This is a genomic window from Wohlfahrtiimonas sp. XWW7, assembly GCF_056716055.1.
Window position 1 is genome coordinate 2,513,622 of the sequence record NZ_CP168032.1, and the last position, 24,899, is coordinate 2,538,520.

General features: G+C 37.6%; 23 protein-coding genes and 4 pseudogenes. 13 read left to right on the forward strand and 14 right to left on the reverse strand.

Annotated elements, in window-relative coordinates:
• A complete protein-coding gene (gene accC, locus ACA100_RS12030) occupies positions 1-1,347 on the forward strand; it encodes an acetyl-CoA carboxylase biotin carboxylase subunit (protein ID WP_481077945.1) in 1,347 nt (448 codons plus the stop codon).
• Positions 1,348-1,496: 149 nt separating this feature from the next.
• Here the strand turns inward: accC and ACA100_RS12035 are convergent, their stop codons facing one another.
• The 3 genes from ACA100_RS12035 to sufU form a co-directional block, all read right to left on the reverse strand.
• On the reverse strand, positions 1,497-3,809 hold the full coding sequence (locus ACA100_RS12035; protein WP_481077946.1) for a TonB-dependent hemoglobin/transferrin/lactoferrin family receptor: 2,313 nt from the start codon (positions 3,807-3,809) through the stop codon (positions 1,497-1,499).
• Between the two features lie 180 nt (positions 3,810-3,989).
• Positions 3,990-4,379: an iron-sulfur cluster assembly protein gene (locus ACA100_RS12040; protein WP_481077947.1), complete on the reverse strand. Its 390-nt coding sequence runs from the start codon at positions 4,377-4,379 to the stop codon at positions 3,990-3,992.
• Between the two features lie 15 nt (positions 4,380-4,394).
• Positions 4,395-4,850: a Fe-S cluster assembly sulfur transfer protein SufU gene (sufU, locus tag ACA100_RS12045; protein WP_481077948.1), complete on the reverse strand. Its 456-nt coding sequence runs from the start codon at positions 4,848-4,850 to the stop codon at positions 4,395-4,397.
• Between the two features lie 156 nt (positions 4,851-5,006).
• Here sufU and accD point away from each other — a divergent pair, with 156 nt between their 5' ends.
• From accD to rluF, 9 genes are all read left to right on the forward strand, one after another.
• Entirely contained in the window at positions 5,007-5,918 is a 912-nt protein-coding gene (gene accD / locus ACA100_RS12050) for an acetyl-CoA carboxylase, carboxyltransferase subunit beta (protein ID WP_481077949.1), read from the forward strand.
• Positions 5,911-7,185, forward strand: a complete 1,275-nt coding sequence (folC, locus tag ACA100_RS12055) for a bifunctional tetrahydrofolate synthase/dihydrofolate synthase (RefSeq protein WP_481077950.1) — start codon at positions 5,911-5,913, stop codon at positions 7,183-7,185. The genes accD and folC overlap by 8 nt, the downstream gene beginning before the upstream one ends.
• A gap of 4 nt (positions 7,186-7,189) precedes the next feature.
• Positions 7,190-7,951, forward strand: a complete 762-nt coding sequence (locus tag ACA100_RS12060) for an SPOR domain-containing protein (RefSeq protein ID WP_481077951.1) — start codon at positions 7,190-7,192, stop codon at positions 7,949-7,951.
• 16 nt (positions 7,952-7,967) lie between these two features.
• Entirely contained in the window at positions 7,968-8,618 is a 651-nt protein-coding gene (locus tag ACA100_RS12065; protein ID WP_481077952.1) for a CvpA family protein, read from the forward strand.
• Positions 8,619-8,640: 22 nt separating this feature from the next.
• Entirely contained in the window at positions 8,641-9,354 is a 714-nt protein-coding gene (gene ubiG / locus ACA100_RS12070; protein ID WP_481077953.1) for a bifunctional 2-polyprenyl-6-hydroxyphenol methylase/3-demethylubiquinol 3-O-methyltransferase UbiG, read from the forward strand.
• Position 9,355: 1 nt separating this feature from the next.
• Positions 9,356-10,081, forward strand: coding sequence for an SDR family NAD(P)-dependent oxidoreductase (locus ACA100_RS12075; protein WP_481077954.1), 726 nt, complete (start codon positions 9,356-9,358; stop codon positions 10,079-10,081).
• A gap of 122 nt (positions 10,082-10,203) precedes the next feature.
• Positions 10,204-11,598, forward strand: coding sequence for a M16 family metallopeptidase (locus tag ACA100_RS12080; RefSeq protein ID WP_481077955.1), 1,395 nt, complete (start codon positions 10,204-10,206; stop codon positions 11,596-11,598).
• Between the two features lie 2 nt (positions 11,599-11,600).
• Positions 11,601-12,914 (forward strand): M16 family metallopeptidase, encoded by a 1,314-nt coding sequence (locus ACA100_RS12085; RefSeq protein ID WP_481077956.1) that lies wholly within the window; start codon positions 11,601-11,603, stop codon positions 12,912-12,914.
• Between the two features lie 177 nt (positions 12,915-13,091).
• A complete protein-coding gene (gene rluF, locus ACA100_RS12090; protein WP_481077957.1) occupies positions 13,092-13,820 on the forward strand; it encodes a 23S rRNA pseudouridine(2604) synthase RluF in 729 nt (242 codons plus the stop codon).
• 80 nt (positions 13,821-13,900) lie between these two features.
• Here rluF and ACA100_RS12095 read toward each other — a convergent pair whose 3' ends face one another.
• Both ACA100_RS12095 and ACA100_RS12100 read right to left on the reverse strand, forming a co-directional pair.
• Entirely contained in the window at positions 13,901-14,329 is a 429-nt protein-coding gene (locus ACA100_RS12095; protein ID WP_481077958.1) for a YqaA family protein, read from the reverse strand.
• Positions 14,330-14,430: 101 nt separating this feature from the next.
• A pseudogene (locus ACA100_RS12100) lies at positions 14,431-15,567 on the reverse strand (DEAD/DEAH box helicase); the annotation flags it as partial.
• Positions 15,568-15,741: 174 nt separating this feature from the next.
• On the opposite strand from ACA100_RS12100, the gene hisH reads away from it, so the two are divergent.
• From hisH to ACA100_RS12115, 3 genes and pseudogenes are all read left to right on the forward strand, one after another.
• A complete protein-coding gene (gene hisH, locus ACA100_RS12105) occupies positions 15,742-16,347 on the forward strand; it encodes an imidazole glycerol phosphate synthase subunit HisH (protein WP_481077959.1) in 606 nt (201 codons plus the stop codon).
• Positions 16,341-17,114, forward strand: a complete 774-nt coding sequence (hisF, locus tag ACA100_RS12110) for an imidazole glycerol phosphate synthase subunit HisF (RefSeq protein WP_481077960.1) — start codon at positions 16,341-16,343, stop codon at positions 17,112-17,114. Before hisH ends, hisF begins: the two co-directional genes overlap by 7 nt.
• Positions 17,115-17,173: 59 nt before the next feature.
• Positions 17,174-17,470, forward strand: a pseudogene (locus ACA100_RS12115) (integrase core domain-containing protein); the annotation flags it as partial.
• Here the strand turns inward: ACA100_RS12115 and ACA100_RS12120 are convergent.
• The 9 genes and pseudogenes from ACA100_RS12120 to ACA100_RS12160 all read right to left on the reverse strand — a co-directional run bounded on the left by ACA100_RS12120 (position 17,458) and on the right by ACA100_RS12160 (position 24,894).
• On the reverse strand, positions 17,458-17,658 hold the full coding sequence (locus tag ACA100_RS12120; protein WP_481077961.1) for a hypothetical protein: 201 nt from the start codon (positions 17,656-17,658) through the stop codon (positions 17,458-17,460). The pseudogene ACA100_RS12115 and the gene ACA100_RS12120 overlap by 13 nt on opposite strands.
• Positions 17,659-17,675: 17 nt before the next feature.
• Positions 17,676-18,428 carry a hypothetical protein gene (locus tag ACA100_RS12125; RefSeq protein ID WP_481077962.1) on the reverse strand — a complete coding sequence of 251 codons (753 nt, stop codon included), beginning with the start codon at positions 18,426-18,428 and terminating at the stop codon, positions 17,676-17,678.
• A 16-nt stretch (positions 18,429-18,444) separates the two neighbouring features.
• Positions 18,445-18,564, reverse strand: a pseudogene (locus ACA100_RS12130) (hemolysin secretion D, plasmid domain protein); the annotation flags it as partial.
• Positions 18,565-18,730: 166 nt separating this feature from the next.
• Positions 18,731-19,372 carry a hypothetical protein gene (locus ACA100_RS12135; protein WP_481077963.1) on the reverse strand — a complete coding sequence of 214 codons (642 nt, stop codon included), beginning with the start codon at positions 19,370-19,372 and terminating at the stop codon, positions 18,731-18,733.
• Positions 19,373-19,571: pseudogene (locus ACA100_RS12140) on the reverse strand (HlyD family type I secretion periplasmic adaptor subunit); the annotation flags it as partial.
• A gap of 189 nt (positions 19,572-19,760) precedes the next feature.
• Positions 19,761-21,551: a glutamine--fructose-6-phosphate transaminase (isomerizing) gene (gene glmS, locus ACA100_RS12145; RefSeq protein ID WP_481077964.1), complete on the reverse strand. Its 1,791-nt coding sequence runs from the start codon at positions 21,549-21,551 to the stop codon at positions 19,761-19,763.
• Positions 21,552-21,618: 67 nt separating this feature from the next.
• On the reverse strand, positions 21,619-23,088 hold the full coding sequence (gene der / locus ACA100_RS12150) for a ribosome biogenesis GTPase Der (RefSeq protein ID WP_481077965.1): 1,470 nt from the start codon (positions 23,086-23,088) through the stop codon (positions 21,619-21,621).
• Positions 23,089-23,091: 3 nt separating this feature from the next.
• Complete coding sequence (gene bamB, locus ACA100_RS12155; RefSeq protein WP_481077966.1) at positions 23,092-24,237, reverse strand: outer membrane protein assembly factor BamB; 1,146 nt, start codon at positions 24,235-24,237, stop codon at positions 23,092-23,094.
• Between the two features lie 36 nt (positions 24,238-24,273).
• Entirely contained in the window at positions 24,274-24,894 is a 621-nt protein-coding gene (locus tag ACA100_RS12160) for a YfgM family protein (RefSeq protein WP_481077967.1), read from the reverse strand.
• Between the last annotated feature and the right edge of the window lie 5 nt (positions 24,895-24,899).

Below are 24,899 nucleotides of genomic sequence, written 5' to 3' on the forward strand. Positions count from 1 at the left end.
ATGATTAAAAAAATACTAATCGCAAATCGTGGTGAAATTGCACTGCGTATTTTGCGAGCTTGTAAAGAGATGAATATCGAAACTGTTGCAGTTTATTCAACAGCAGATAGAGATTTAAAACATGTATTACTAGCGGATGATTCAATTTGTATCGGACCGCCACAATCTTTTTCAAGCTACTTAAACATGCCACAATTGATTGCAGCGGCTGAATTAACAGATGCTGATGCGATCCATCCTGGTTATGGCTTTTTAGCTGAGAATGCAGACTTTGCAGAACGTGTTGAAGAATCAGGCTTTATCTTCATCGGCCCACGCGCTGAAACAATTCGCTTAATGGGTGATAAAGTTTCTGCGAAAAAAGCGATGATTGAAGCTGGCGTTCCTTGCGTTCCAGGTTCACCAGGCGCTTTGACAGAAGATGGCAATACAAACTTAAAATTAGCAGCTGAAATCGGCTATCCTGTAATCATCAAAGCTTCTGGTGGCGGTGGCGGTCGTGGTATGCGCGTTGTTCACGATGCAAAAGATCTATTATCATCCATTGAATTGACGAAAGCAGAAGCAAGTGCAGCATTCGGCAACCCAATGGTTTACATGGAAAAATTCCTAGGCAAACCTCGCCATGTAGAGATCCAAATATTATCAGATGAGCATGGCAATGCCGTTTACTTAGGTGAACGTGACTGCTCTATGCAACGTCGTCACCAAAAAGTTATCGAAGAAGCATTAGCACCTGGAATCACAGAAGAAGAACGCCAAAAAATTGGTGAAGCATGTGTTAATGCGTGTAAACGTATTGGTTATCGTGGTGCTGGTACATTTGAATTCTTGTATGAAAATGGCGAATTCTATTTCATCGAAATGAATACACGCATTCAAGTTGAGCATCCCGTTTCTGAATTAGTAACAGGCATCGACTTAATCCGTGCACAAATTGATATCGCTAATGGCAAACCATTGAAATTCACACAAGAAGATATCAAATTTTCTGGTCATGCAATTGAATGCCGTATCAATGCTGAAGACCCAAGATCATTCTTGCCTTCACCAGGAACAATCACGACATTCGTGCCACCAGGCGGCCCTGGTATCCGTGTAGATACACATATCTATGCTGGTTACAAAGTTCCACCTTACTATGATTCAATGATTGGTAAAATCATCGCTCATGGTCATACGCGCGACATCGCAATCGCTCGCTTACGCAACGCATTGCAAGAAACAGTGATCGAAGGTATCAAAACAAATATCCCATTGCATTTGAAGATTTTAAACGATCCTAACTTCATCAAAGGCGGTACGGATATTCATTACCTAGAAAAAATGTTGAAAGAATCTGATTAATTTTTAGATTATTTTCAATAAGTTATTAAAGCTCTGAAATATTCAGAGCTTTTTTATTAACAGCATTTCAGCTATTGATCCCACAAAAAACCACAATTTCTCAATTGTGGTTCTCCAACATGAATAGCTCTAATACAGCTTAAATCATACTAAAATTGATATGAAACGCTCAAACGAATATCTCGTCCTGGTGCTGGAATATCATCACTCAGATAAGGTGCGTATTCTTTATTAAACAGGTTATCCACGGTTAAATTAATCTTCGGCCCTTTATCACCATAAGGTTCATACACCATAAAAATATTATGCACAGAATAACCTGGTGTTAACTTATAACTCATCGTTTTAGCTGCATAGCTTGTATCAATCGTATTGGGCGTTCTTGTTTGTTTACGCACGATTTTACTTTGCCAACCCATACTAAAATTATATTGAGGCACGTTAAAGCCAATCGTTGCTGTTAATTCTCTTGGCGGAATATCACGCATCCAAGTATCTTTTTCAAACCAAATATCCACAGGAGAAGCTTTTCTCTGCCCTTTGATCATCGTCGCAGATACACCACCAAATATATATTCACTATCATATTTAATGTCTAACTCTAAACCTTGAATGGTATAACCTGGTCCATTATGAAATGTACCTTTAGGTTTCGGGCACATAGAGGAACTACCTGTTTGATGATGCCCATAACATTGCTTTGCACCAATTTTACGAAGCACTTCATTTTTAACTTTATTATGGAATGCTGTAGCTTGTAGTGATAAGCGATCATCCGATGTGATCACATTTTGAAGATTAACCATACCACCAAAACGAAAGGCTTGTAATTTCTCTTTACCTAAATAACGACTTGTACCATTGGGGCCTCTAATGCCTTTTCCTTGCACAGTATACTGCTCATCTATACTAGGCGATTGCCAACTACGTGAATAATCTGCAAACAGTGCAAAAGTTTCATTCGGTTGCCAATAAAGTGCAATCCGTGGTGAAAAGCCTTCATATTTTACTGAACGATAATCATGGCCATCTCGAGGATCTGTGGACGAATATCCTACTACATTACCAAAACTCTGATTTTTCACATGATCATAACGCAATGATGGACTGATCGTAAAATCACCGATTTTAATATCATCATTAACATATACACTAGTGATTGTTTGTCTACCTGCTGGCAAGAATGGTGGCGTAAAATAACCGCCGTTAAACTCTTCAGTCGCATATTTCCCTTTATCATAAAGCATCAGGGCATTTTGTTGTTTACGCAAATACTGCAATCCAACCGTTACATTATGTTCAAATTTACCTGTCGTTAATACACTCTTATTACTTAAATGAATACTGGTATTTTTATAGCGCGTCCAATTCTCTTTACCAAATGTCGATAATGATACCGATGGTGCTTTTTGCCCTGCCATTGGTTTAATTTTCTCATCGTGCTGTTTAGTTTCAGAATGAGCAATTTCAGCTTTAAAATTAATTAAAGGATTTTCAGAAGGCGCATATTCAAAATTAGCACTGTAACTTTTATCACGCTGATCACGATAAAACATTCGACGTTTTCGATCATAATCATTATTGGGATCAAAATTAATTGTATTTTTACTTTTCGCTGCAAATGGCATCCAACCTTTATACTGCGTATTGGCCAATGATACTGTCAACTTTGCTTCTTCGCCGAGATAGATATTACTTTTCACCAAGTAACTATATTGATCCATAGAAGAATCATGATATTTTTCACCTGTCGCCAACTCAACATCTTTCGAGCGAGTTTTCGTATAATACAACAATCCATCCATGACTTGATTTTTCGTTCTACCATAAATCGCTGCCGTATAATTATTTTGATCATTATTTGTGTGATGCCCGTACTTTATAAAAGCCCCAAGATTTTGCTGATCTTTCAAGAAATCAGTCGCATCTTTCGTTTTCAGTTGAATATTACCGCCAAAACCGCCATTCCCAATTTCAGGACTGAATGAACCTTTATTCACAGTCACTTCTTTGATTAAATCAGGATCTACATATAACGTACCCTGCTGATATTTATCGAATATTTTTAAGGCGCCATCCACCATAATTGGCACTGATTTACTATCGCTTAATCCCCAAATATTTATGGTTTGCCCACCAGGTCTTGGACTGCCTGATAAACTAACACCTGGCATTTTATCCAAAACAGAGGCCATATTACTTGCCTGAATGACATCCATTTGTGCTTGATTCAAGGTGCTCGTACCAACGTCACTTTTGCCTAAACCTGCATCCATGCCAATAAGATTCTGTACATTTGCTTGAACAATCACACCTGAAAGATCCGCAATGATCGCATCATCTGATTCATCTTTTACTTTAGCGCTTTTCTCCTGCGCATATGTCATTTGCCCCATGATTAAACACCCAACAATCATTGCTAATGGCTGAATACGATACTGCTCTTTCTTAATGCTAAACATCTTGGCCTTATGAAAAAGGCGATATATTAATAATAATGATTATCATTTGCAAATAAAATACATTCTTAATTTATTTTTTCTAATAATAATGCGTTACTATCAATATATTTAAACCAATAAAAAAGACTTCTAATATCTAACAATATTAGAAGCCTTTCTCTGAATCACTGAAATAGAAATTTATAGCATATTCAATTCTAATTTCGCACGCAGCGACATACGTTCTGGTGTCCAGAATGGTTCCCATACTAAATCTACAACACATTCTGTGATTTCAGGCGATGCCATGACAGCATTTTGAACCCATTCAGGCATTGAGCCCGCAACAGGACAACCTGGTGCTGTTAATGTCATATCAATTTTAATTTTAAAATTGTCTTCTGTTGTATCCAAAAACTCGATCACATAAACCAAGCCTAATTCATAAATATCTACAGGAATCTCTGGATCATAAACGCGTTTAATATTTGCAACAATATCCTCAACTAAAGCTTCACTCGCTTCAGTTTTTTCAACACCTTCAGCATAATAAATGACCGCTTCGTGCGGTGATCTTTCAACATCACTCATTCTATAATCCTTACATTACTCTGTTTTAACGGGTTCGTTGTTTTCAGTCAAAGCTGCATGAAGCGCATGCCAAGATAATGTTGCGCATTTAACGCGCGCAGGATATTTCTTAACGCCAGTTAGAATTGCTAAACGACCTAAACCACTGCTATCAATGTCATCATCAGATGTTACTGCATCATGAAAAAGATGATAAAGCGCTTCTGCTTCTTCAATCGTTTTACCCTTCACAGCTTCTGTCATCAAAGAACTGGATGCTGTTGAAATTGCACAGCCCTCGCCTTTGAATGCCACATCTTGAATCACGCCATTATCGTCAACGGTCAAAAATACTTTAATTTGATCACCACACAATGGATTATGCCCACGGGCAGAATGCGTTGCAGGATCAATTACACGAAAATTACGAGGTTTCTTATTGTGATCAAGGATAACTTCTTGATACAACGCCTGTAAATCAGAATCCATCATTTGTCTTGCTCATCATATAGGACTAAAAGAGTTCACTATTATACGCTCTTTTTAAAAGGCTCGCATTAAGAATGCCATTAAATTCTGTTCTATTGAGTATTTATTCGGAATAATTTATCATTGCTAATCCACTTCAACTTAGTTAAAGGTGTATCAATGAGTTCATGGTTCGACCGTCTTAACCCAATGCGTATCAAAAGTACAAACTCAAACAAAAAAGTACCTGAAGGCATTTGGAAAAACTGTAAAAGCTGTGATGCTATTCTTTATCAGCAAGAATTAGAGCAAAACTTAAATGTTTGCCCAAAATGTGATCACCACATGAAAATTTCTGCAAGAAGTCGTTTATTGAACTTCTTGGATACAGGTTCTACCAATGAAATTGCTGGCAATTTAGAGCCTGTAGATTTCTTAGGCTTTAAAGATATTGAGCCTTATAAGAACCGCATCAGCAAGGCACAAAAAGCAACAGGCGAAACAGATGCCATGATTGCAATGTCTGGCACACTGAAAAACATTCCTGTTGTTGCATGTGCATTTGATTTTGAGTTCATGGGCGCATCTATGGGTTCTGTTGTTGGTGAACGTTTTAAACGCGCAGCGGATTTAGCATTTGCAGAACGCAGACCATTAATCGTGTTTGCAGCAAGTGGTGGTGCGCGTATGCAAGAAGGCCTGACTTCTCTAATGCAAATGGCAAAAACTTCAGCAATCATCGGTAAAATGAATGATGAACAAATCCCATTTATCTCAGTATTAACTCACCCAACTTATGGTGGTGTTTCTGCGAGTTTTGCAATGTTAGGTGATATCATCATCGCTGAACCTAAAGCATTCATTGGTTTTGCTGGCCCTCGCGTTATCGAGCAAACAGTCCGTGAAAAATTACCTGAAGGTTTCCAACAAAGTGAATTCTTATTGGAAAAAGGCGCCATTGATATGATCATTGATCGCCGTGAAATGCGAAATGAAATCTCTTCGGTATTGTCTAAACTCTATCAATTGCCAGAACCTTTCGCGGAAACTTCTTTCCAACAGCCAGAAGATACAGCAGAAAAAAATGCCTAAAAGCCTTAACCAATGGTTAATTGAGCTCGAAAAAATCCATCCTTTAGCGATGGATTTTAAATTAGAGCGCATTCAAAAAGTATTTCAACAACTCAATGTTTCGCCGATCGCGCCATTTATCATCACTGTTGCAGGCACGAATGGTAAAGGCTCGACGACGAATACAATTGCATCCATTTGTCAGTCAGCAGGCATTTCTGTAGGGTTATATACTTCTCCGCATATGCATTGCTTCAATGAGCGCATTCAAATTAATGGGCAAAATGCGAGTGATGAAGAGATCATCGAGGCATTTGAAGCAATTCAAACGGCGCGAGGTGAAATCACACTCACTTATTTTGAATTTGCAACCTTGGCAGCATTTTATCTATTTCATAAACATAAAATAGAGATCGCTGTTTTGGAAGTTGGTTTAGGCGGAAGATTAGATGCAACCAATATTGTAGATGCAAATATTGCTGCCATTACACCAATAGACTTGGATCACACCAATCTTCTTGGCAATACCATTACAGAGATTGCATTTGAAAAAGCTGGCATCATTAAGCCAAATGCTTTAGCAATTTCCGCGGAAAACTCACCCAATCTTTCTATTATTCAACAAGCTGACAAAAATCATGCAACGCTTTTGCATGGGGATAAAGATTTTAAGTATCAACAAGTCAGTGAATCTTCATGGCAATATCAACATCAGGGCAAAACATTGATGTTACCTATGCCGCGTTTGCAAGGTGCCCATCAATTACAGAACTCCGCAACAGCAATCACTGTTTTACTCAACAGCCCAATTGCAGAGCAATTAACAGAGTCCATCATTGGGCACGGATTATTAAATACACAACTCAAAGGCCGCTTTGAACAAGTCATTCATAACAACTGTGAATTTTATTTTGATGTAACACATAATCCTCAAGGTGCTGCGATCTTACATGACCTTTTAAAACCATATCGTGCAAATAGTCAAAAAGTTGTCGCTGTATTGGGAATGCTCAAAGATAAAGATGCCGCCAATCTTGCTTCTGCTCTGAAGAATGATGTGGATAGTTGGGTATTAGCAACTTTAGAAGGTGATCGAGGACAAACTGCCTCAGAGCTCAAAGAACGCATCCTGCCATTCCTCAATGAACAGCATACTGTTTTTATGGAAGATTCTGTCGCCAACGCATGTCAAAAGGCACTTAGCATGCAGCAAAATGATGATATAATCTTGGTGTTTGGATCATTCCATACTGTAAGTGAAGGACTAGACTGGATTACTCAGAGATAAAACTATGAATAAAAAATTACAACAACGCATCGTCGGCGCTATCGCTGTTTTGGCATTATTAATCTTAATTTTGCCGCATCTCCTATCATCCAATGAATACAAAGTTCCGACCAATTCTCAAAACAATCAAAATATTGCACAAACATCGCAATCTAATGCTATGCAGAACAATTTTGATGATTTTCAATCGCCTACAATTTCAGTGGACCCTATTCCTACACTCTCCAATAATGGTCAAAACATGGAAAATGTTGATCCTATTTCAGAAAATACATGGAACAATGTCACACACCAACAATCTAACAACAATGTTGCGCCGATGATTCCAACAGAAACACAGCGTGATCCTAATATTTCCGTTGCGGAACAACTATTAGCAGAAGCGAATCAGCAAACATCCGCCAATTCTTCTCACAATCGCCCTAATAATGCAACACATAGCAATCAGGCAAAGGCACCTAGTCAATTGCCAAAAATTGAATTAATTGGTACAGCTCAATCTAAACCAAACACAAACAATAAAACACAAGCAGCAACCCAACCTAAATTCACTTGGTTTGTACAAGTGGGTTCATATTCCAGCAAAGAAAATGCCAATAAAATAATGATGGAATATAAAAAACGAGGTTATTCATCCGAGGTTGCCTATCTATCAGGACAGTATAAAGTGCGCATCGGGCCACTTAAAACACAAGATAATGCCAAAAACGTACAAGCAGATTTAAAACGCCAAGGTGTTAATAGCTATATCATTCAAATTCAATAATTCATAACGGGATATTATGAACAATCTAAACTACATTGACATTGCCATCGTCGGTATTATCGGGCTATCAACCATCATCGCATTTTTCAGAGGGCTAATTACAGAAGCCCTCTCTTTGCTCGTGTGGATTGTTGCATTCTGGGGGGCAGCTTATTTTTCACAAGATGTTGCAGCGATGTTACCAGGTCAATTAAATTCACTCAGCGGCGGTAAAATTGATCTCGTAGCGACAGATGGTTCAACCGAAGAATTATTAGTCTCTATCTTAAGTTATGCCATCACTTTCCTAGGCATTTTATTCTTAGCAGGTTTAGTGAATCTTGCCATATCTCTGATGATTCGCTTTTTAAAAATCTCTTTCATTGACCGTTTCTTAGGCATGTTTTTTGGCTTATTGCGCGGTTGGTTAGTTGTGGCATTTTTAGGATTATTCGCGATGAATGCAGGCTTAAACAGCATTCCTATGTGGCAAAAAGCACAATTAGCACCTTTTGTAGAAACCAGTGCCAACATGATTGCTAAATTCTTGCCAACAAAGTTTTTACAACAAATTAATATCAGTGAGCTTTCTAAATTATTGCAATCAGATTTGCAAACACCTCAAGCTCAGCCTCAAAGTGCACCTGCTCAAACAGCACCAGTTGCACCTAAACCAGTAGAACAATAACTCATAGCTAGGAGAATAAGTTATGCAGAATGTTTCTCAAGATGAGATCAACAAATTTGACCAGCAAGATTGGTGGCAACCTAATGGTAGCTTCCAAACTTTACATGATATCAATCCCACTCGTTTTGAATTCATTACAGAATTTGCACAACTAGATGGTATTAAAGCATTAGATGTTGGCTGCGGAGGCGGAATCATCACTGAAGGATTAGCTCGTCGCGGTGCAATTTCAACGGGTGTTGATTTAGCAATTGGTGCATTAGAAGTTGCACGTGATCACGCTCAAGCAACAGGATTAGACATTGATTATCAACTCTCCACCGTTGAAGCATTGGCAGATTTACAACCTGAAACTTATGATGTCATTACTTGCTTAGAAATGCTTGAGCATGTACCAGATCCTCAATCCATTTTATATGCATGTAGCAAACTATTGAAGCCAGGCGGCAAGATCTTTTTATCAACGATCAACCGCACATTCAAAGCTAAACAGTTAGTCATTTTTACAGCAGAAACGGTTCTCAAAATCGTACCTAAAGGTACGCATGATTTCGATAAGTTCATTACACCTTTTGAGCTTTATTCATATTGTGAAAATGCAGGTTTATCCGTGAAAGAAACACGTGGAATGTCTTTCAATCCGTTCAATCGTGTGGCTTATTTAACCAAAGATCTTTCTATGAATTATCTTTTGTATGCAGAAAAACCATTAACAGATCATTCAACAGAGGTATAACATGAGTCGCTTACAAGGCAAGGTGATTTTAATCACTGGTGTTACAGGCATGGTTGGTAGAAATAGTGCATTAGCATTAGCCAAAGAAGGTGCTACGGTCATTCTCTTAGGCCGTGAGAAAAAGAAAAAACTCATTGATGATTTGTATGATCAGATCGTTGCCGAAGGTGGTGCTGAACCTGCAATTTTGTACATGGATTTCGCAAAATGTACCACAGAAGATTTCTACGCTTTGTATGAAACTTTAGAAGCTGAATTTGGCAAATTAGATGGCATCATCCATACAGCAGCTAATCTTGGCAACTTAACGCCATTGGCACATACCAATCCAGAAAAATGGTTACTCAGTATTAATACAACATTGAATACACCATTTTACTTAACACAAGCATTGTTACCATTATTGAATAAAGCAGATAAATTTGCCTCTGTTATCTTCTTTGATCATGCCGAAGTTGCAGGTGGTGATGAAGCTTATTGGGGCAGTTATGCTGTTGCCAAAGCAGGCTTAGCAACATTAATGAAGCTATTTGCGACAGAATTTGAAGTACAAGGCAAATTACAGTTCAACAGCATCGATCCTGTTCGTTTAAACTCGGCATTGCGTTACAGTGTTTCACCTTCTGGCAGCCGTGATGCTAAAAATATTAACGATGTTACAAAAATTATCATTGATTTAAATGATAGTACTCAGCCATTCACAACTGGGCAAACATTTACACTATAAAAATATAATAGCAGTTGAGCAAAACCACCAAATGATCTCGTCTTGTGGGCGAGATCATTACTTTATTTAGACTTCTTCATTTGACCCACAATCAAACTCACTTTCTAACTCAGGAGATCACTATGGCATCGCCAACGATTCAAAGTAGAAAAGGATTTAAGCAGATTTTGGCTGCAACAACACTCTCATTATTGGCGACAACAACCATGGCAAGCCAAAATATTACCACTCATAACACTCATGAATATATACTCGATAATGGCTTAAAGCTAATTGTCCGAGAAGATCATCGTGCGCCTGTTGCGGTAACAATGGTTTGGTACAAAGTTGGTTCAGTGGATGAACCACGTGGTAAAGGTGGTTTATCTCATATGTTAGAACATATGATGTTTAAAGGCACACCGACATTGAAGCCTAATGAACATTCCACAATCATTGCAAACTTAGGTGGTAAAGATAATGCTTTCACTTCATATGATTACACAGCTTACTTTGAAATTTTACCCAGCTGGGAATTGGAAACGAGCTTACGATTAGAATCAGACCGTATGGCAAATCTTGTGCTTAAAGAAGAAGACTTTGCACCTGAACGCCAAGTGGTGGCAGAAGAGCGTCGTCAACGTACAGATAGTAATCCACAATCATTATTCTACGAAGCCTTCAATGCAACAGTTTGGACAACCAATGCTTATCGTAATCCAATCATTGGTTGGATGCCAGAAATCCAAAGCTGGACTTTGGCTGATTTACAATCTTGGTATAACCAATTCTATCGCCCTAATAATGCAACAGTTGTCATTGTGGGCGATGTGGATGCAGACCAAACACATGAATTGGTGAAGCAATATTTTGGCAAAATCCCACGTGGTGAAGAGATCGTACGTGAAATTAACTTTGAAGTGCCACAAAATGATACTAAGTACATTGAAATGGCAACACCAGCCAATCTACCTGTTTTATTTATGGGCTACAAAGTACCCAGCATTAACAGTACAGATGACAAGCAAGAAGCTTATGCATTACTGTTAGCCTCTGAAATCTTAAGTGGTAGCAATACAGCACGTTTACCTAAAAAAATGGTGAGAGAATCTCAACAATCTTTGGATGCATCTAGCTACTATAATGAAGGCGCTCGCTATGATACAACATTCTTATTCAGCGCAGTACCTGCTGAAGGTGTTGAATTGGAAATCTTAGAAGCAGAACTCAAAGCAGAAATTAAAAACCTTCAAACCACTTTAGTCACAAAAGAAGAGTTGAATAAAATTTTAACAGCGTATCGTACAAGCCAAGTTTTTGCTAAAGATTCTATCTACTCTCAAGCAATGTCGATTGGTTCTGCTGAAACAACAGGCGAAGGTTGGAGAAACCGCGAAAATCTAGTTTCATACTTAGAGAAAGTTACGCCAGAAGATATCCAGAAAGTGGCACAAAAATATCTAACGGATGGCAATTTAACTGTAGGTCGCCTTCGTGCACATACAGCGCCTGTAGAAGCGATCAATGAAGGAGAATAATCATGTTAAAAAGAACTATTGCGATCATCATTGGTGTCAGCATCTCTTCTATCGTTATGGCGGCTGATATGAAATCACGTATTCAAGAATGGACAACAGATGAAGGTGCCCGCGTACTTTTCATTGAAGCACCAGAAATTCCTATGGTGGACTTTATCATCTCTATGGATGCAGGTAGCTTCCGAGAAGGTGAAAAACATGGCTTAGCCAATATGACATCACAAATGATGACATTGGGTACTAAAGATAAAGATGAAAATGAATTTTCTGAAGCTTTAGAAAACCTTGGCAGTTCTATTTCTGTGTCATCTGGTGTGAGCAGCACCGCAATTAAAATTCGCTCTTTAACCGATGATACTGTATTAAATAGTACTTTATCTTTGTGGCGAGAAATGGTTCAAGAACCACGCTTCGATTCAGAAATCTTTGATCGTGAGCGCACACAAGTCATCGATGCACAAAAAGCACGATTAGATAGTCCTGATGCGATTGCAAGCGAAACTTATAACACCCTACTCTATCCTAATGAGATTCAAGGTGTGACAAGCGCAATGCTTCAAGCATCATTGAAAACAATGGACATTGCAGAATTAAAACAGTTCCGTAAAAATTACTATCATGCAACAGGTGCCAACATCATCATCGTTGGTGCTTTAAATCGTGAAGCCGCTGAAAAAATTAGTATTGGTATCAGTGAAGTATTAGGCAAAGGCAAAACATTACCTAAGATTTCAGAAAAGGCTGAACTTGTACCAGCTCAAACTGTTCGTAAATCATTCAACAGCCCACAAAGTAGAATCATTATGGGACATGTTAGTATCGATCGTTTCAGCCCTGATTATTGGCCGTTAATTTTAGGTAATCACGTATTAGGTGGTAGCGGTTTAACATCATTATTGATGATGGATATCCGTGAAAAACAAGGTTTAACTTATGGAATTTACAGTTACTTTGCACCTTCGTTCCTACATGGTCCATTTACGATCGGTTTATCCACTAAAAATGAAAGCGTTGATCATGCAATCAAAGCAACAATTCAAGGCACTAAAGACTTCATTAAAAACGGGCCTGATGATGAAGATCTCGAACGCGCTAAGAATAATTTGATCGGCAGTTCTATTTTAGGCATCAGTAGTAATAGTGGTTTAGCAGGTGCTTTATTAACAATTGCACAATATGATCTACCTTTGGATTACTATGATACTTACCCTGAAACCATTCGTGCAATTACAAAAGAAGAGATTCAGAAAGCATTCCAAAAGCATGTTCATCCTGATGATTTTGTGACTGTGATTGTGGGCGGCGAAGCACCATAATTTTTTATAAAATCAATAATAAAAGCTCCAATTTGGAGCTTTTGTTTATTAAAGCATGAATAAAATAAGTATTGCTTCTCTTATCACATTAAATTTGATAACTTCCCTGCCATATATTTCTTAATATTTCCCCATTAGGTGAAATATCAAATAACGGTTAAACATGAAGGAAAAAATATGCGTTTAAACAAATTTATCAGTGAATCTGGTAAAACATCTAGGCGTGGTGCAGATAAGCTCATTGAAGAAGGCCGTGTCAAAATCAATGGCAAAAAAGCTAAAATTGGTGATCAAGTCAATCCTGGTGACAAAGTCCTTGTGGATGGCGCTTTAATCGAAGAAGTCGCAAGTCCACAAAGCTTTGTTTATATTGCATTGAATAAACCAGTTGGCATCACAAGTACCACTGAGAAAAATGTGAAAGGCAATATCGTTGATTTCATGAATTATCCTACACGAATTTTCCACATTGGCCGCTTGGATAAAGATTCAGAAGGCTTAATCCTAATGACGGATGATGGTGATATTGTGAATGAGATATTGCGCTCTGAAAACAAACATGAAAAAGAGTACATCGTTTCAGTAGACCGCCCAATCAATGATGAATTTGTGCAAAAAATGTCTGCGGGCGTGAAAATCTTAGGCACTAAAACCTTGCCATGTAAAGTCAAACAGCTATCCAGCAATGAGTTCAATATTATTTTGATGCAAGGCTTGAATCGTCAGATTCGTAGAATGTGCGAAACCCTTGGTTATAATGTGACAAGCTTGAAACGATTGCGCATTATGAATATTGAACTCGGTAAATTACCTGTGGGCGAATGGCGCTATTTAACAGGTAAAGAACAAGATGAATTGTTTGAAGATCTTGGTTACGGAGTACAAACTACAAAGTGGACACCATAAAATAAATATTACTGAAAATAATTTACACATCAACATTTCGCTTATACAGCGAAATGTTGAAATAATCTTGTTAAACCTATTTAACTCGCAATTTTATGCATTACATATTCTAAAAATAAAACGATCAATCCATAACGAACCGCTTTACCTATAAATAAACAAATAATGCTAGGTAAAATTTTTAAGCGAAACCAACCCGCAGCCAATGGTAAAACATCACCAATCAATGGTACACCTGAAAACAATAAACTAAAGGAACCATATTTCTGGATTAAATATTTAGTTCTGGAGGAAAATTCTTTTTTATTCGGTAATTTATTACCTAATAAGAAAATCAGCGTACTACCTAAAGCATTAAAAATTGTCGCAGTTAACCATCCCGAAATCGCTAAATCGGTATGCTTGTGAATAAATACTGTCAATACAACCTCTAAGCTACCTGGTGCGATATTTGAAATAAAGCTAATGAACCCTAGAAAGACTAAAGCATCTAATGCTTCACTACTCATAATCTAATCCCTCCCCTGATTAAATAGTCATCCCATTGAACAATGAAAATCCTAACTCTAACAAACTTTAAGCTGAGATTTTAAAATTATTAATGCTCAGTTGGCTCAAAGCCTTTAATATTCATTCTCGGGATTGGTTTACCCAAAAGTTTTTCAATATCCTTCAATAATTCCAATTCTTCTGCACCACATAAAGAGATTGCTTCACCTTCAGCATCTGCGCGCCCTGTTCTACCAATACGATGTACATAATCTTCAGCTTGATCAGGTAGATCATAATTCACAACATAAGGTAGCTCTGCAATATCTAAACCACGCGCCACAATATCCGTTGCCAATAAGATACGAATATTCCCTGCTTTAAATTCTGATAATGCGCGCGTTCTCGCACCTTGACTTTTATTACCGTGAATCGCCAATGTCACAATGCCTTTTTTATTCAAATGCTCTGTTAAGCGATTCGTACCATGCTTTGTGCGACAGAATATTAAAACTTGTGACCAATTATTTTCCGTAATCAAATGCGCTAATAACTCACGTTTACGGCTTTTATCCACTAAATGCACATGCTGAGTGATTTGATCTGGCGTTGGCTTATAGCTTTCAATCTCGATAATTTCAGGCTTAAATAACAAACCTTCGGCAAGCTTTTTAATCTCTTTAGAAAAAGTCGCTGAAAATAATAAATTTTGTCGTCTTTTTGGCAACTTAGCCAAAACCTTTTTAATATCATGGATAAAGCCCATATCGAGCATTCGATCTGCTTCATCTAATACAAGATATTCAACATTCGATAAATCTACCGCATTTTTTTGCTCTAAATCCAATAATCGCCCTGGTGTTGCGATCAACACATCTACGCCGCCACGGAGTTTCATCATTTGGGGATTGATGCTCACACCGCCAAATACAGTCAATGTGCGCAATTTTAAATGTTTGCTGTAAGCCTCAACATTTTCACCAATTTGTGCAGCGAGTTCACGCGTTGGCGATAAAATCAAAGCACGAACGGGACGTTTCTTATGCTCTTTACTCGGTGTTTTTTGTGTCAATTGCTGCAAAATCGGCAGGGTGAAGCTGGCTGTTTTGCCTGTGCCTGTTTGTGCACAAGCCATAATATCTCGCCCTTTTAAGACAACAGGAATTGCCGCTTTTTGGATCGGTGTTGGCACTGCATAACCCACATCATTCAACGCTGTCAGTAATTCCTTGCATAAACCTAAATCATTAAAGGACATCAAAATTAAAACTCCACTGCCTGCATAAAATAAAGTGCATATGGTACAGGAATTTGTCTAAAAGTCTTTTTAAAAATCACGAGCTTTGATAAAAGTTGATGGTCAGAATTTATCAATTTATAATCGAAAAAGCATGAAAAATAACAACTGACCAAACTCTAAAGGAGTTTTATAGTGAACATCGTCATCATTGATACAGGATGCGCAAATCTTGCATCCGTACAGTACGCAGTGGAGCGCCTTGGCTATCCCGCAATCATCAGCGCAGATCCTCAAATATTTTCACAAGCAGATAGAGTTTTAGTACCTGGCGTTGGCACAGCAGAAGCAGCCATGGATAAATTAGCACAACGATCACTCATTGAACCCATTAAGTCTTTAACGCAACCTGTTTTAGGCATCTGTTTAGGCATGCAATTAATGGCAGCTTTAAGCGATGAAGGAAGCGAACCAATTCCACTTTTAAACATCATGGATGATGAAGTTAAAAAGATCGAATCAGGCAATTTACCAATGCCACATATGGGCTGGAACACTGTACACATTACAAAATCATCGCCTTTATTCAAAGGCATTGTAGATCCCTTTTATGCCTATTTTGTCCATAGTTATTGTTTGCCAATATCAGACAAAACTTTAGGCGAAACAGCTTATGGACAAACTTTCAGTAGTATTGTGCAAAAAAACAATTTCTACGGCATGCAATTTCACCCTGAACGCTCTAGTACAATTGGTGCACAACTATTACGCAACTTTATCGAAGAGGATTTAACATGCTAGCCAAACGAATCATTCCCTGTTTAGATGTTGCCAATGGTAGCGTTGTTAAAGGCGTACAATTTAGAAATCATGAAATTATCGGCGACATCATTCCATTGGCAGAAAAATATGCCAAAGCTGGCGCGGATGAACTGGTCTTTTATGACATCACAGCATCCTCCGATGGCCGCGTTGTGGGCAAAGATTGGGTCACAAAAGTTGCTCAAGTGATAGATATACCTTTCTGCGTTGCAGGTGGCATTAATACTATCGAAGATGCCCGCATCTTATTGGCCAATGGTGCTGATAAAATTTCCATCAACTCACCTGCTTTAAATAATCCTCAGCTCATTTCCGCATTAGCAAAAGAGTTTGGCGACCAATGCATTGTTGTCGGTATCGATAGCTGGTATGACGAAGCAAGTCATGATTATTGGGTTTATCAATACACAGGCGATGAGAAAAAAAGCATTAAAACATCCAAAAGAACCATCGATTGGGTTCAGGAAATCAGCATGCTGGGCGCTGGTGAAATTGTTCTCAATGTAATGAATAAAGATGGCGTTCGCTCTGGTTATGACATTGTTCAGCTCAAAAAAATTAGAGATATATGTGCTTTGCCATTAATCGCATCAGGTGGTGCTGGTAAAATGGAACATTTCAAAACAGTATTCCAAGAAGCCAAAGTAGATGGCGCATTGGCCGCCTCTGTGTTTCATAAAAACCTTATTGAAATCCAAGCTTTAAAACAATATTTACGACAAGAAAATATTGAAGTACGAATATAAATTAATATTTTTATATCAAAATATGCTCAAATAAAAAGCACCAATTGGTGCTTTAACTCGATCGTGGCAGTCAATATTGCAGTAAAGATTATCGATCCATCATTCAAAAACACGGATTTTTGGGCTCAATGAGTCGTAAAGGCAATTGCTATGACAATGCGCCAATCGAGAGTTTTTGGGGAACTTTAAAGAATGAGTTGGTGTATCACAACGATGACAAAACAAGAGTTGAAGCTAAAGCTGATATCACTCAGTATATTGAGCTTGAATACAATCAAACTAGGATTCAAAAAGGATTGGGTTGGATGTCGCCAAGACAGCTAGCAAATTTATACTATGAGCGTTATGCTGCATAATGAAAATCTCCCAAGTGAAAATATCTAGATTTGACAGCATAGGTCAAAATTGTATATGGTGTTCCATCTTCATTTTTAGCATCCCGAATATATTTATCATCTGTTATTTCTTCTGGGCTTGGGGCCTCTTTGCTTCCCCATAAATAAAGATTAATGATCTCTTCTATAGTTGGTATTGTTGTACTCATTTTATCCTCCTTGCTCATTAATTAGATAATATTTTTCCGCAATTACTCAAAGGAAAATAGCGATCACTTATTCCCGTATAATTTTTCATTGATTCAAAATCAAATACTCCTTTTAATCCATCTCTGAAATTACTCCTAGAATCATGAATTCCTGTTCTAAATTCATTAAATCGCAAATAACGACGCTCTAAGGGCTGACTCTCAGGTTCAACATGAGCCAAGTTAGATTTAAATCGAAGTAATTGTTTGTTTTTTTCAAACTCTATTTTTAATTTTTTAATTTTTTTCATGGATATAATCTCACAGCAATCATAAGGATAAAAATATCCAGATCCACCTAGATTATGAAATAAGGCAAAATCATTATTATTTTGTTTTAAGCTTTTAAAAAAAACTTTACTCTCCAACTCTTGCATATCAACTATTTTGATAATATCTAACATTTTTTTATTCCAAGAACGTTCCATTTTTTCTTTAAACTGAGGAATACTCATAGATTCTTTAATCATCCATATTTTACAATTTGCCGTATGGCTACAAGCATAACGCCATTTTGTATATTGTTCTTCTTGCCATTCTTGATGAAATTCAATTAAATTTAATATAGCTTCTTTATAAAGTTCATCATCACTTAATCGCTTTCCTGCTGCCCAGCAAAAACCTTCTGCTTCTTTTTTTTGATAGATAAAATAACCGAATCCACTTATTAAACTTAAAAAGACAATGATAACTGTTATTATTATTTTCCTATTACTCAATAAATCTTTCATTTTTCAATTCCCATTATTACAGTTCTCTCATACTCTCATCCACTTTCGTTTGAAGTGGGCTTAAGAAATAATCAATCACTCGACGTTCTCTGATCTTAATCTCAGCCATCACATTCATACCCGCTGTCAGCGGTATTTTCTTTTCATTGAGAATCTCCTAACTTATTTAAGTTAATATTAAATGAAAATTCTACTTTTGAATCAGGTTATTTTTAGGGGATTACCATAAAAGTTTATCAAAAAAATAAACCCCAAAAATAAATACGATAATCGCTAAAATAATATAGCCAGTGTTATTGGGCTTACTCATTATTTTCTCCTTTAATGATTAATTGTGGATTTTCTTCATAATATTTTTTAATACTTATCTCTATTTCTCTTTGAATTTTCACTATATTTTCTAACTCATTCTCTAATCTATTTAGATTTATCCAAAAATCATACATTACCGATAATCCATGTACTGAATCCTCAAAACCTTCCCTACAAAAACCATCATCTCCTCGACAAGAAAGAAAGAAATCTCTACCATCAATTAATCTATATTCTTCTTTATGACTTAAATATTTTATTGACCATATTCTATCTTCGTATCTTTCGATAAATTTGGTAAAACCTTTCTTTGGCAACGCCACTGTTTCAACAGTAAATACGCCTCTTGACTTAGGAATAATACGATCTAACTCTTCTTCTCTAAACTTATCTCTTCTTTCATCAACTTCTTCTTGTGTGCTTATAGAACTCTCGTAAGTTTTTATATAAACTCCATATTTTCGCACCAAGCTATCATCCGCAAACTTTAATTTAGGCGGTTTCCATTCAAGAACTTGGCTTGTATCTAGCTTTTGTGATTTTGGAGATAAAAGTTTATCAAAAAAATAAACCCCAAAAATAAATACGATAATCGCTAAAATAATATAACTAATGTTATTTTTCTTATTCATTTACAACTCCCTCATACTCTCATCCACCTTCGTTTGAAGGGGATAAGAAATAATCTATCACTCGACGTTCTCTGATCTTAATCTCAGCCGTTACATTCATCCCCGCTGTCAATGGTATTTTCTTCTCATTGATCATTAAAAAATCTTTGTCTAGTTTAATAATTGCTTGATACACCAATCCATAATCTTGGTGTTCAATTAGTATACAATGCATTGGTAGATACTTTAATCTGAGCGCAATCTTTTCACTATTCATAAAAAAACACCCATTATTCTAATTTTTCAAAAGAATAACAGGTGTTTTTAAACTGAACTTTAGTTCCAAACTTTATTGTTCAGGATGATACTTTATCGTTTGCTTACAAGAATTCATCATAAGCTATTGAAATTATTCGACTGTAACTGATTTTGCAAGATTTCTAGGTTGATCAACATCCGTGCCTTTCACACATGCAACGTGATATGAAAATAACTGCAATGCAATCGATACTAAAATTGGTGCTGTCATTTCTGGCATATCAGGCAATTCGATCTCATGGCCAAAGCCTATCTTTTGCTGAACTCGACGTTCTTTGAAGATATATAAGCGGCCATTACGTGCATTAATTTCTTCTAAATTCGCAATCATCTTATCTGTTAAAGCATTCTCAGTCACAACTGCGATCACTGGCATATGTTTATCCACTAAGGCCAATGGACCATGCTTCAATTCACCCGCAGGATAGCTTTCCGCATGTATATAAGAAATTTCTTTTAACTTCAAAGCACCTTCCATTGCAATAGGATACAAAATGCCGCGCGCAACAAATAATGCACTGGTGGATTCTGCAAATTCCTCACTCATTTTTTGGATTGTTTCATCCATCGCGAGCATTGCTTCAGAATAGAATGGCAATGATGTTAATGCTTCATTCATTGCAGGATGACTATGCTTAGATAAAACATCTGCCAATGTTAGCAATACAGTTAACTGTGTTGTGAATGCTTTGGTGGAAGCCACACCAATTTCACGACCTGCATGCGTTAAAATTGTCCAATTAGATTCACGAGTAATCGCGCTATCTGGACTATTGGTGATCGCTAAATAACCTAAAAATGGCTTTTGTTTTGCCAATTTTAAAGCCTCAATCGTATCTAATGTTTCACCCGATTGTGAAATAGAGATGAATAAAGTATTTTTTGGCGTAACACTTTCACGGTAGCGATATTCACTTGCGACTTCAACATGGCACGCAATGCCAATAGATTCAAACCAATATTTTGCAACCAAGCCCGCATGATAACTTGTACCACATGCGTTAATTTGCACAGCTTCAATCTTATCTACAATTGCTGTATCACAACCCATCAAAGTAGCTAAATCAGATTTTAAGCGACCTTGCAAAGTTTCACTCAATGCTTTTGGTTGCTCAAAAATTTCTTTTTGCATGTAATGTTTATACAAACCTTTATCGGCCGCATCATCCGTTGCATAAAGATTTTTAGTTGGACGTTTCACAGGATGACCTGCTTTATCCAAAATTTCTATCGATTCACGAGTTAAACGAACACAATCAAAATCTTCTAGGTAAATGAATGAATTAGTCACAGGTAGCAATGCAAATGGATCAGATGCGATGAAATTTTCACCCAAACCAACACCAATCACTAATGGCGTACCTTTACGAGCAGCCACTAATTCATCAGGCAAATTAGAATCAATCACAGCAATACTGAAAGCACCCTCCAAGCGCATCAGGGCTTTTTGCACAGTTGCATATAAAGTTTCTGAACTATTGCGCATAGAGTGGATTAAGTGAGCAATCACTTCGGTATCTGTTTCTGAAGAAAAGCTATAACGACCCGCCAACTCATCCTTCAATTCTTGATAGTTTTCAATAATGCCATTGTGAACCACTGCAATCGTCCCGCTCATATGAGGATGAGCATTACGTTCATGTGGAACGCCATGAGTTGCCCAGCGAGTATGCGCGATACCAAGTGGACCTTTTAAATCTGCTGCAATCACTTTTACTTCTAATGCAGCAACTTTACCTTGACTTCGTTCTCGAAATAGTTCGTGCTCATTGATAACAGCAATACCTGCTGAATCATATCCCCTGTACTCTAAGCGCTTCAATCCTGATAATAAAATAGGACTAACGTTACGCTCTGCAATTGCTCCAACTATTCCACACATCTACATTCCTTTTTACTTGTTATGAAATGAATATCACCCCCGCAGGAGTGATATTTAAATACATTAATTAACGGCTCTTACGAATTTTTAAGTGCTTACCTTTTGCATTCGCTAAGATCAACTTATCTGCTTGAACTTTTGTTTTTGGCTTTTCAACCGCATAAGGGTTTTCACCTGAACGGAAATCCAAGCGCACTGGCGTGCCCACTAATTTTAATTGCTCACGATAAGTATTCATCAAATAACGAATATAATCAGGCTTCACATGACTCACACGAGAGCCATGAATTACGATGCGAGGAGGGTTTTTCCCACCTTGGTGAGCATAACGTAATTTAGGCGCTAAACCTTGTGATACAGGTGGATGATGTCTATGAACAGCTGCTTCTAAGATATTAGAAAGCTCATTCGTTGTAAATTTACGCATTGCATTATCATAAGCAGCAATCGCCATTTTCAAAACTTTATCGACATTTGTACCATGTAAAGCAGAAATGAAGATCGGTTGTGTGAAATCAATGAATGCAAATTTACGCGTGAATTCAGTTTTGATCCACTCTCTTTCGTGATCAGGCAGATGATCCCATTTATTCACAGCCAATACTAAAGCACGGCCTGAATCCAATACATTACCTAATAACCCTGCATCTTGATCCGACAAGCCTTCGTGCGCATCAAATACGAATACAACAACATTAGATTTTTGCATCGCTTCAATACTTTTGATCACGCTGAATTTTTCGATCTTATCATCTACGCGACTACGGCGACGAATACCTGCTGTGTCGATTAGAATGAAGTCACGATCTTCTTTAGAGAATGGGATCTCTACAGCATCACGTGTTGTCCCAGCAACATCACTTGCCAACACTCGATCTTCACCCAAAATACGGTTGATCAAAGTAGATTTACCTGCATTAGGTCGACCCAATACAGCTAAACGGATTGGACCTTCATCCAATACTTCATCATCTTCGTATTCATCACCTTCATGGTCATAATCATCAAACTCATCTTCCTCGAATTCCAAGTCAGGATGACGAGCAAATGTCGAATGAACCAAATCTAAAATGCCGCGATTATGGGCTGCAGAAACAGCTATTGGATCACCCATGCCAAGTGCATAGAATGGCGCAACAGCCATATCTTCATCTTTGCCTTCCGCTTTATTCACAACAACGATCACAGGTTTGTTAGTACGACGAATTTGATCGGCAATTTCTTCATCATAACCTGTTAAATCACTACGTCCATCCACGATAAAGTAGATCAAATCAGCATCTTCAACTGCTTTCCAAACTTGGCCAGCAATCAAATTATCCATTTGATTATCATCATCACCAGATAAACCACCTGTATCCAAGATGATATAAGGTGTTTGTTCTGCACCCACTTTTCCCATGCCATAACGGCGATCGCGCGTTAAACCTGGTTGATCTGCAACCAAAGCATCGCGTGTACGAGTCAATGCGTTATATAAGGTAGATTTTCCTACATTAGGGCGCCCTACCAAAGCAATAATCGGTAAATCTTTCATAAATTAGATACTAATACGATAAACATTTCCAGAGTGATCCTGGAAAACCGCACTGCCAGCCAAAGCGAGAACATCGGGCATGAATCCCGATTTGCCTACTTTAGTTGAACCAAGTAATTGCCCACTATTCTTATCTAGAACGTGAACATATCCTTCGTTATCACCCACAACAATGCGTTCATTAATCAATACAGGACGCGTTAAGTGACGAGCAAACAATGCACTGCTCTCCCACTCTGCTTTCCCATCACGTTTTGATAATGCACCAATATTGCCATTTTCATAAGCAACATATAGTCGTGATGCATCTACTGTTAATCCAGAATAAACACCTGATTTGGTTTCCCAAAGTTTACGTGCATTCTGTAAAGATACTGCCGCTACACCTGTACGCGCAACAGGAATATAAGCAACATTATTATCAATGACTGGTTCAGCATCAATATCAGCTAAACGAGCCATTTCTGTGCCACCACGAGGATTACTAACTTTTTGTCCCCAAATCACAGCCCCTGTTTCAGCATTCAAATAGCCGATTAAACCTAGATCTGTTGGCACTAATAAATTTTGACCTACAACAACTGGTGCTGCACCACCTCGCAAGCTAACTTCTGGCACTTGTACCATATATGCCCAAGATTTTTCGCCTGTTTGAGCATCAAATGTTTCAACTGCACCACCAATCGTACGAATGATCACACGAGAATTCGCAATCACTGGAGATGTCGTCGGTGCACCATATAATTTAGCACTCCATACTTTAGAACCATTAGCCGAAGACAATGCAACAAGCTCACCTGATTTAGTTCCCACAAACACTAAATTACCATTGCTTGCAACGCCTGTATAAAGCTCATCAACTTTAGTTGACCAGCCTTTTTTACCGCTAGCTGCATCAATGGATGAAACTGTACCATTAGCATTTGCTACATAAAGTGAACTCACATTATTAGCAATGTTAAAACGCAAACCAGTATCTGCTGAATTACCTAATCCAGATACAGACCAAACTGTTCTTACTAATCCTTGATTAGCAGAAGCATCGATCGGTGCAGGTGTCGGTGCATTTGTCTCACCCACAAAAAAACCAGAGCAACCTGTCACAGCTAAAGTTGCCACTAATACAGCTGAAATCTTTAATTTATTCATACATTATCCTTCAATTGTAATCTTATGACCCAGCCATTACGCTCCGGTTGATAATTGATTAATTTTTCTTTGAATCATAGGTGATTGTAAAATCTCAAATGCTTCCGTATAAACAGTTTTAGCATTATCAAAGCGACCTTCTTTAACGTAGATATCACCTTGTAAGGATTTCACTAAACCTGTATAGCTTTTCGTAGTGATTTGATTCAATTCCGCCATTGATGCAACATAATCATCACTTTCATACAAAGCAACAGCTAAACGATAACGATATAAATCTTTCATCACAGGATCTTTCACATTAGCCACTTGGCCTTGTAGATCAGCGATTGCACCTTTTAAATCATTATCATTGACTTGGAACGCAGCTTTTTGCAACATTGCTAAATCCTTAAAACCCTCAGATTTAGCATCATTCATTACAGCAGCAATTGCTTTTTCATCCAATTTACCTGTTTCCAAAGATTGCTCGAATAAGTAATAATTCAGAGCTTGCTCGGATAAACGATTATTTTTTTGACCTTTATAATAATCCCAACCAATAATCCCGCCAATAATCAATGCCAAAGCTAGAAAAATCCAAACGCCATTCGACTTTAACCAATCAACGAGTGCTTCTGCACGCTGTTCATCTGTTTCAAACTGATTCAAACTCATCTCAT

Bases quoted from the DNA above. Each gene is read 5' to 3' on its own strand.
- accD (WP_481077949.1), top strand. From the start codon at position 5,007: ATGAGTTCATGGTTCGACCGTCTTAACCCAATGCGTATCAAAAGTACA.
- ACA100_RS12135 (WP_481077963.1), bottom strand. From the start codon at position 19,372: ATGAATAAGAAAAATAACATTAGTTATATTATTTTAGCGATTATCGTA.
- ACA100_RS12035 (WP_481077946.1), bottom strand. From the start codon at position 3,809: ATGTTTAGCATTAAGAAAGAGCAGTATCGTATTCAGCCATTAGCAATG.
- sufU (WP_481077948.1), bottom strand. From the start codon at position 4,850: ATGATGGATTCTGATTTACAGGCGTTGTATCAAGAAGTTATCCTTGAT.
- ACA100_RS12095 (WP_481077958.1), bottom strand. From the start codon at position 14,329: ATGAGTAGTGAAGCATTAGATGCTTTAGTCTTTCTAGGGTTCATTAGC.
- ACA100_RS12080 (WP_481077955.1), top strand. From the start codon at position 10,204: ATGGCATCGCCAACGATTCAAAGTAGAAAAGGATTTAAGCAGATTTTG.
- ACA100_RS12085 (WP_481077956.1), top strand. From the start codon at position 11,601: ATGTTAAAAAGAACTATTGCGATCATCATTGGTGTCAGCATCTCTTCT.
- ACA100_RS12075 (WP_481077954.1), top strand. From the start codon at position 9,356: ATGAGTCGCTTACAAGGCAAGGTGATTTTAATCACTGGTGTTACAGGC.
- ACA100_RS12120 (WP_481077961.1), bottom strand. From the start codon at position 17,658: ATGAGTACAACAATACCAACTATAGAAGAGATCATTAATCTTTATTTA.
- ACA100_RS12125 (WP_481077962.1), bottom strand. From the start codon at position 18,428: ATGAAAGATTTATTGAGTAATAGGAAAATAATAATAACAGTTATCATT.
- glmS (WP_481077964.1), bottom strand. From the start codon at position 21,551: ATGTGTGGAATAGTTGGAGCAATTGCAGAGCGTAACGTTAGTCCTATT.
- ubiG (WP_481077953.1), top strand. From the start codon at position 8,641: ATGCAGAATGTTTCTCAAGATGAGATCAACAAATTTGACCAGCAAGAT.
- ACA100_RS12040 (WP_481077947.1), bottom strand. From the start codon at position 4,379: ATGAGTGATGTTGAAAGATCACCGCACGAAGCGGTCATTTATTATGCT.
- rluF (WP_481077957.1), top strand. From the start codon at position 13,092: ATGCGTTTAAACAAATTTATCAGTGAATCTGGTAAAACATCTAGGCGT.
- ACA100_RS12160 (WP_481077967.1), bottom strand. From the start codon at position 24,894: ATGAGTTTGAATCAGTTTGAAACAGATGAACAGCGTGCAGAAGCACTC.
- folC (WP_481077950.1), top strand. From the start codon at position 5,911: ATGCCTAAAAGCCTTAACCAATGGTTAATTGAGCTCGAAAAAATCCAT.
- der (WP_481077965.1), bottom strand. From the start codon at position 23,088: ATGAAAGATTTACCGATTATTGCTTTGGTAGGGCGCCCTAATGTAGGA.
- hisF (WP_481077960.1), top strand. From the start codon at position 16,341: ATGCTAGCCAAACGAATCATTCCCTGTTTAGATGTTGCCAATGGTAGC.
- ACA100_RS12065 (WP_481077952.1), top strand. From the start codon at position 7,968: ATGAACAATCTAAACTACATTGACATTGCCATCGTCGGTATTATCGGG.
- bamB (WP_481077966.1), bottom strand. From the start codon at position 24,237: ATGAATAAATTAAAGATTTCAGCTGTATTAGTGGCAACTTTAGCTGTG.
- accC (WP_481077945.1), top strand. From the start codon at position 1: ATGATTAAAAAAATACTAATCGCAAATCGTGGTGAAATTGCACTGCGT.
- ACA100_RS12060 (WP_481077951.1), top strand. From the start codon at position 7,190: ATGAATAAAAAATTACAACAACGCATCGTCGGCGCTATCGCTGTTTTG.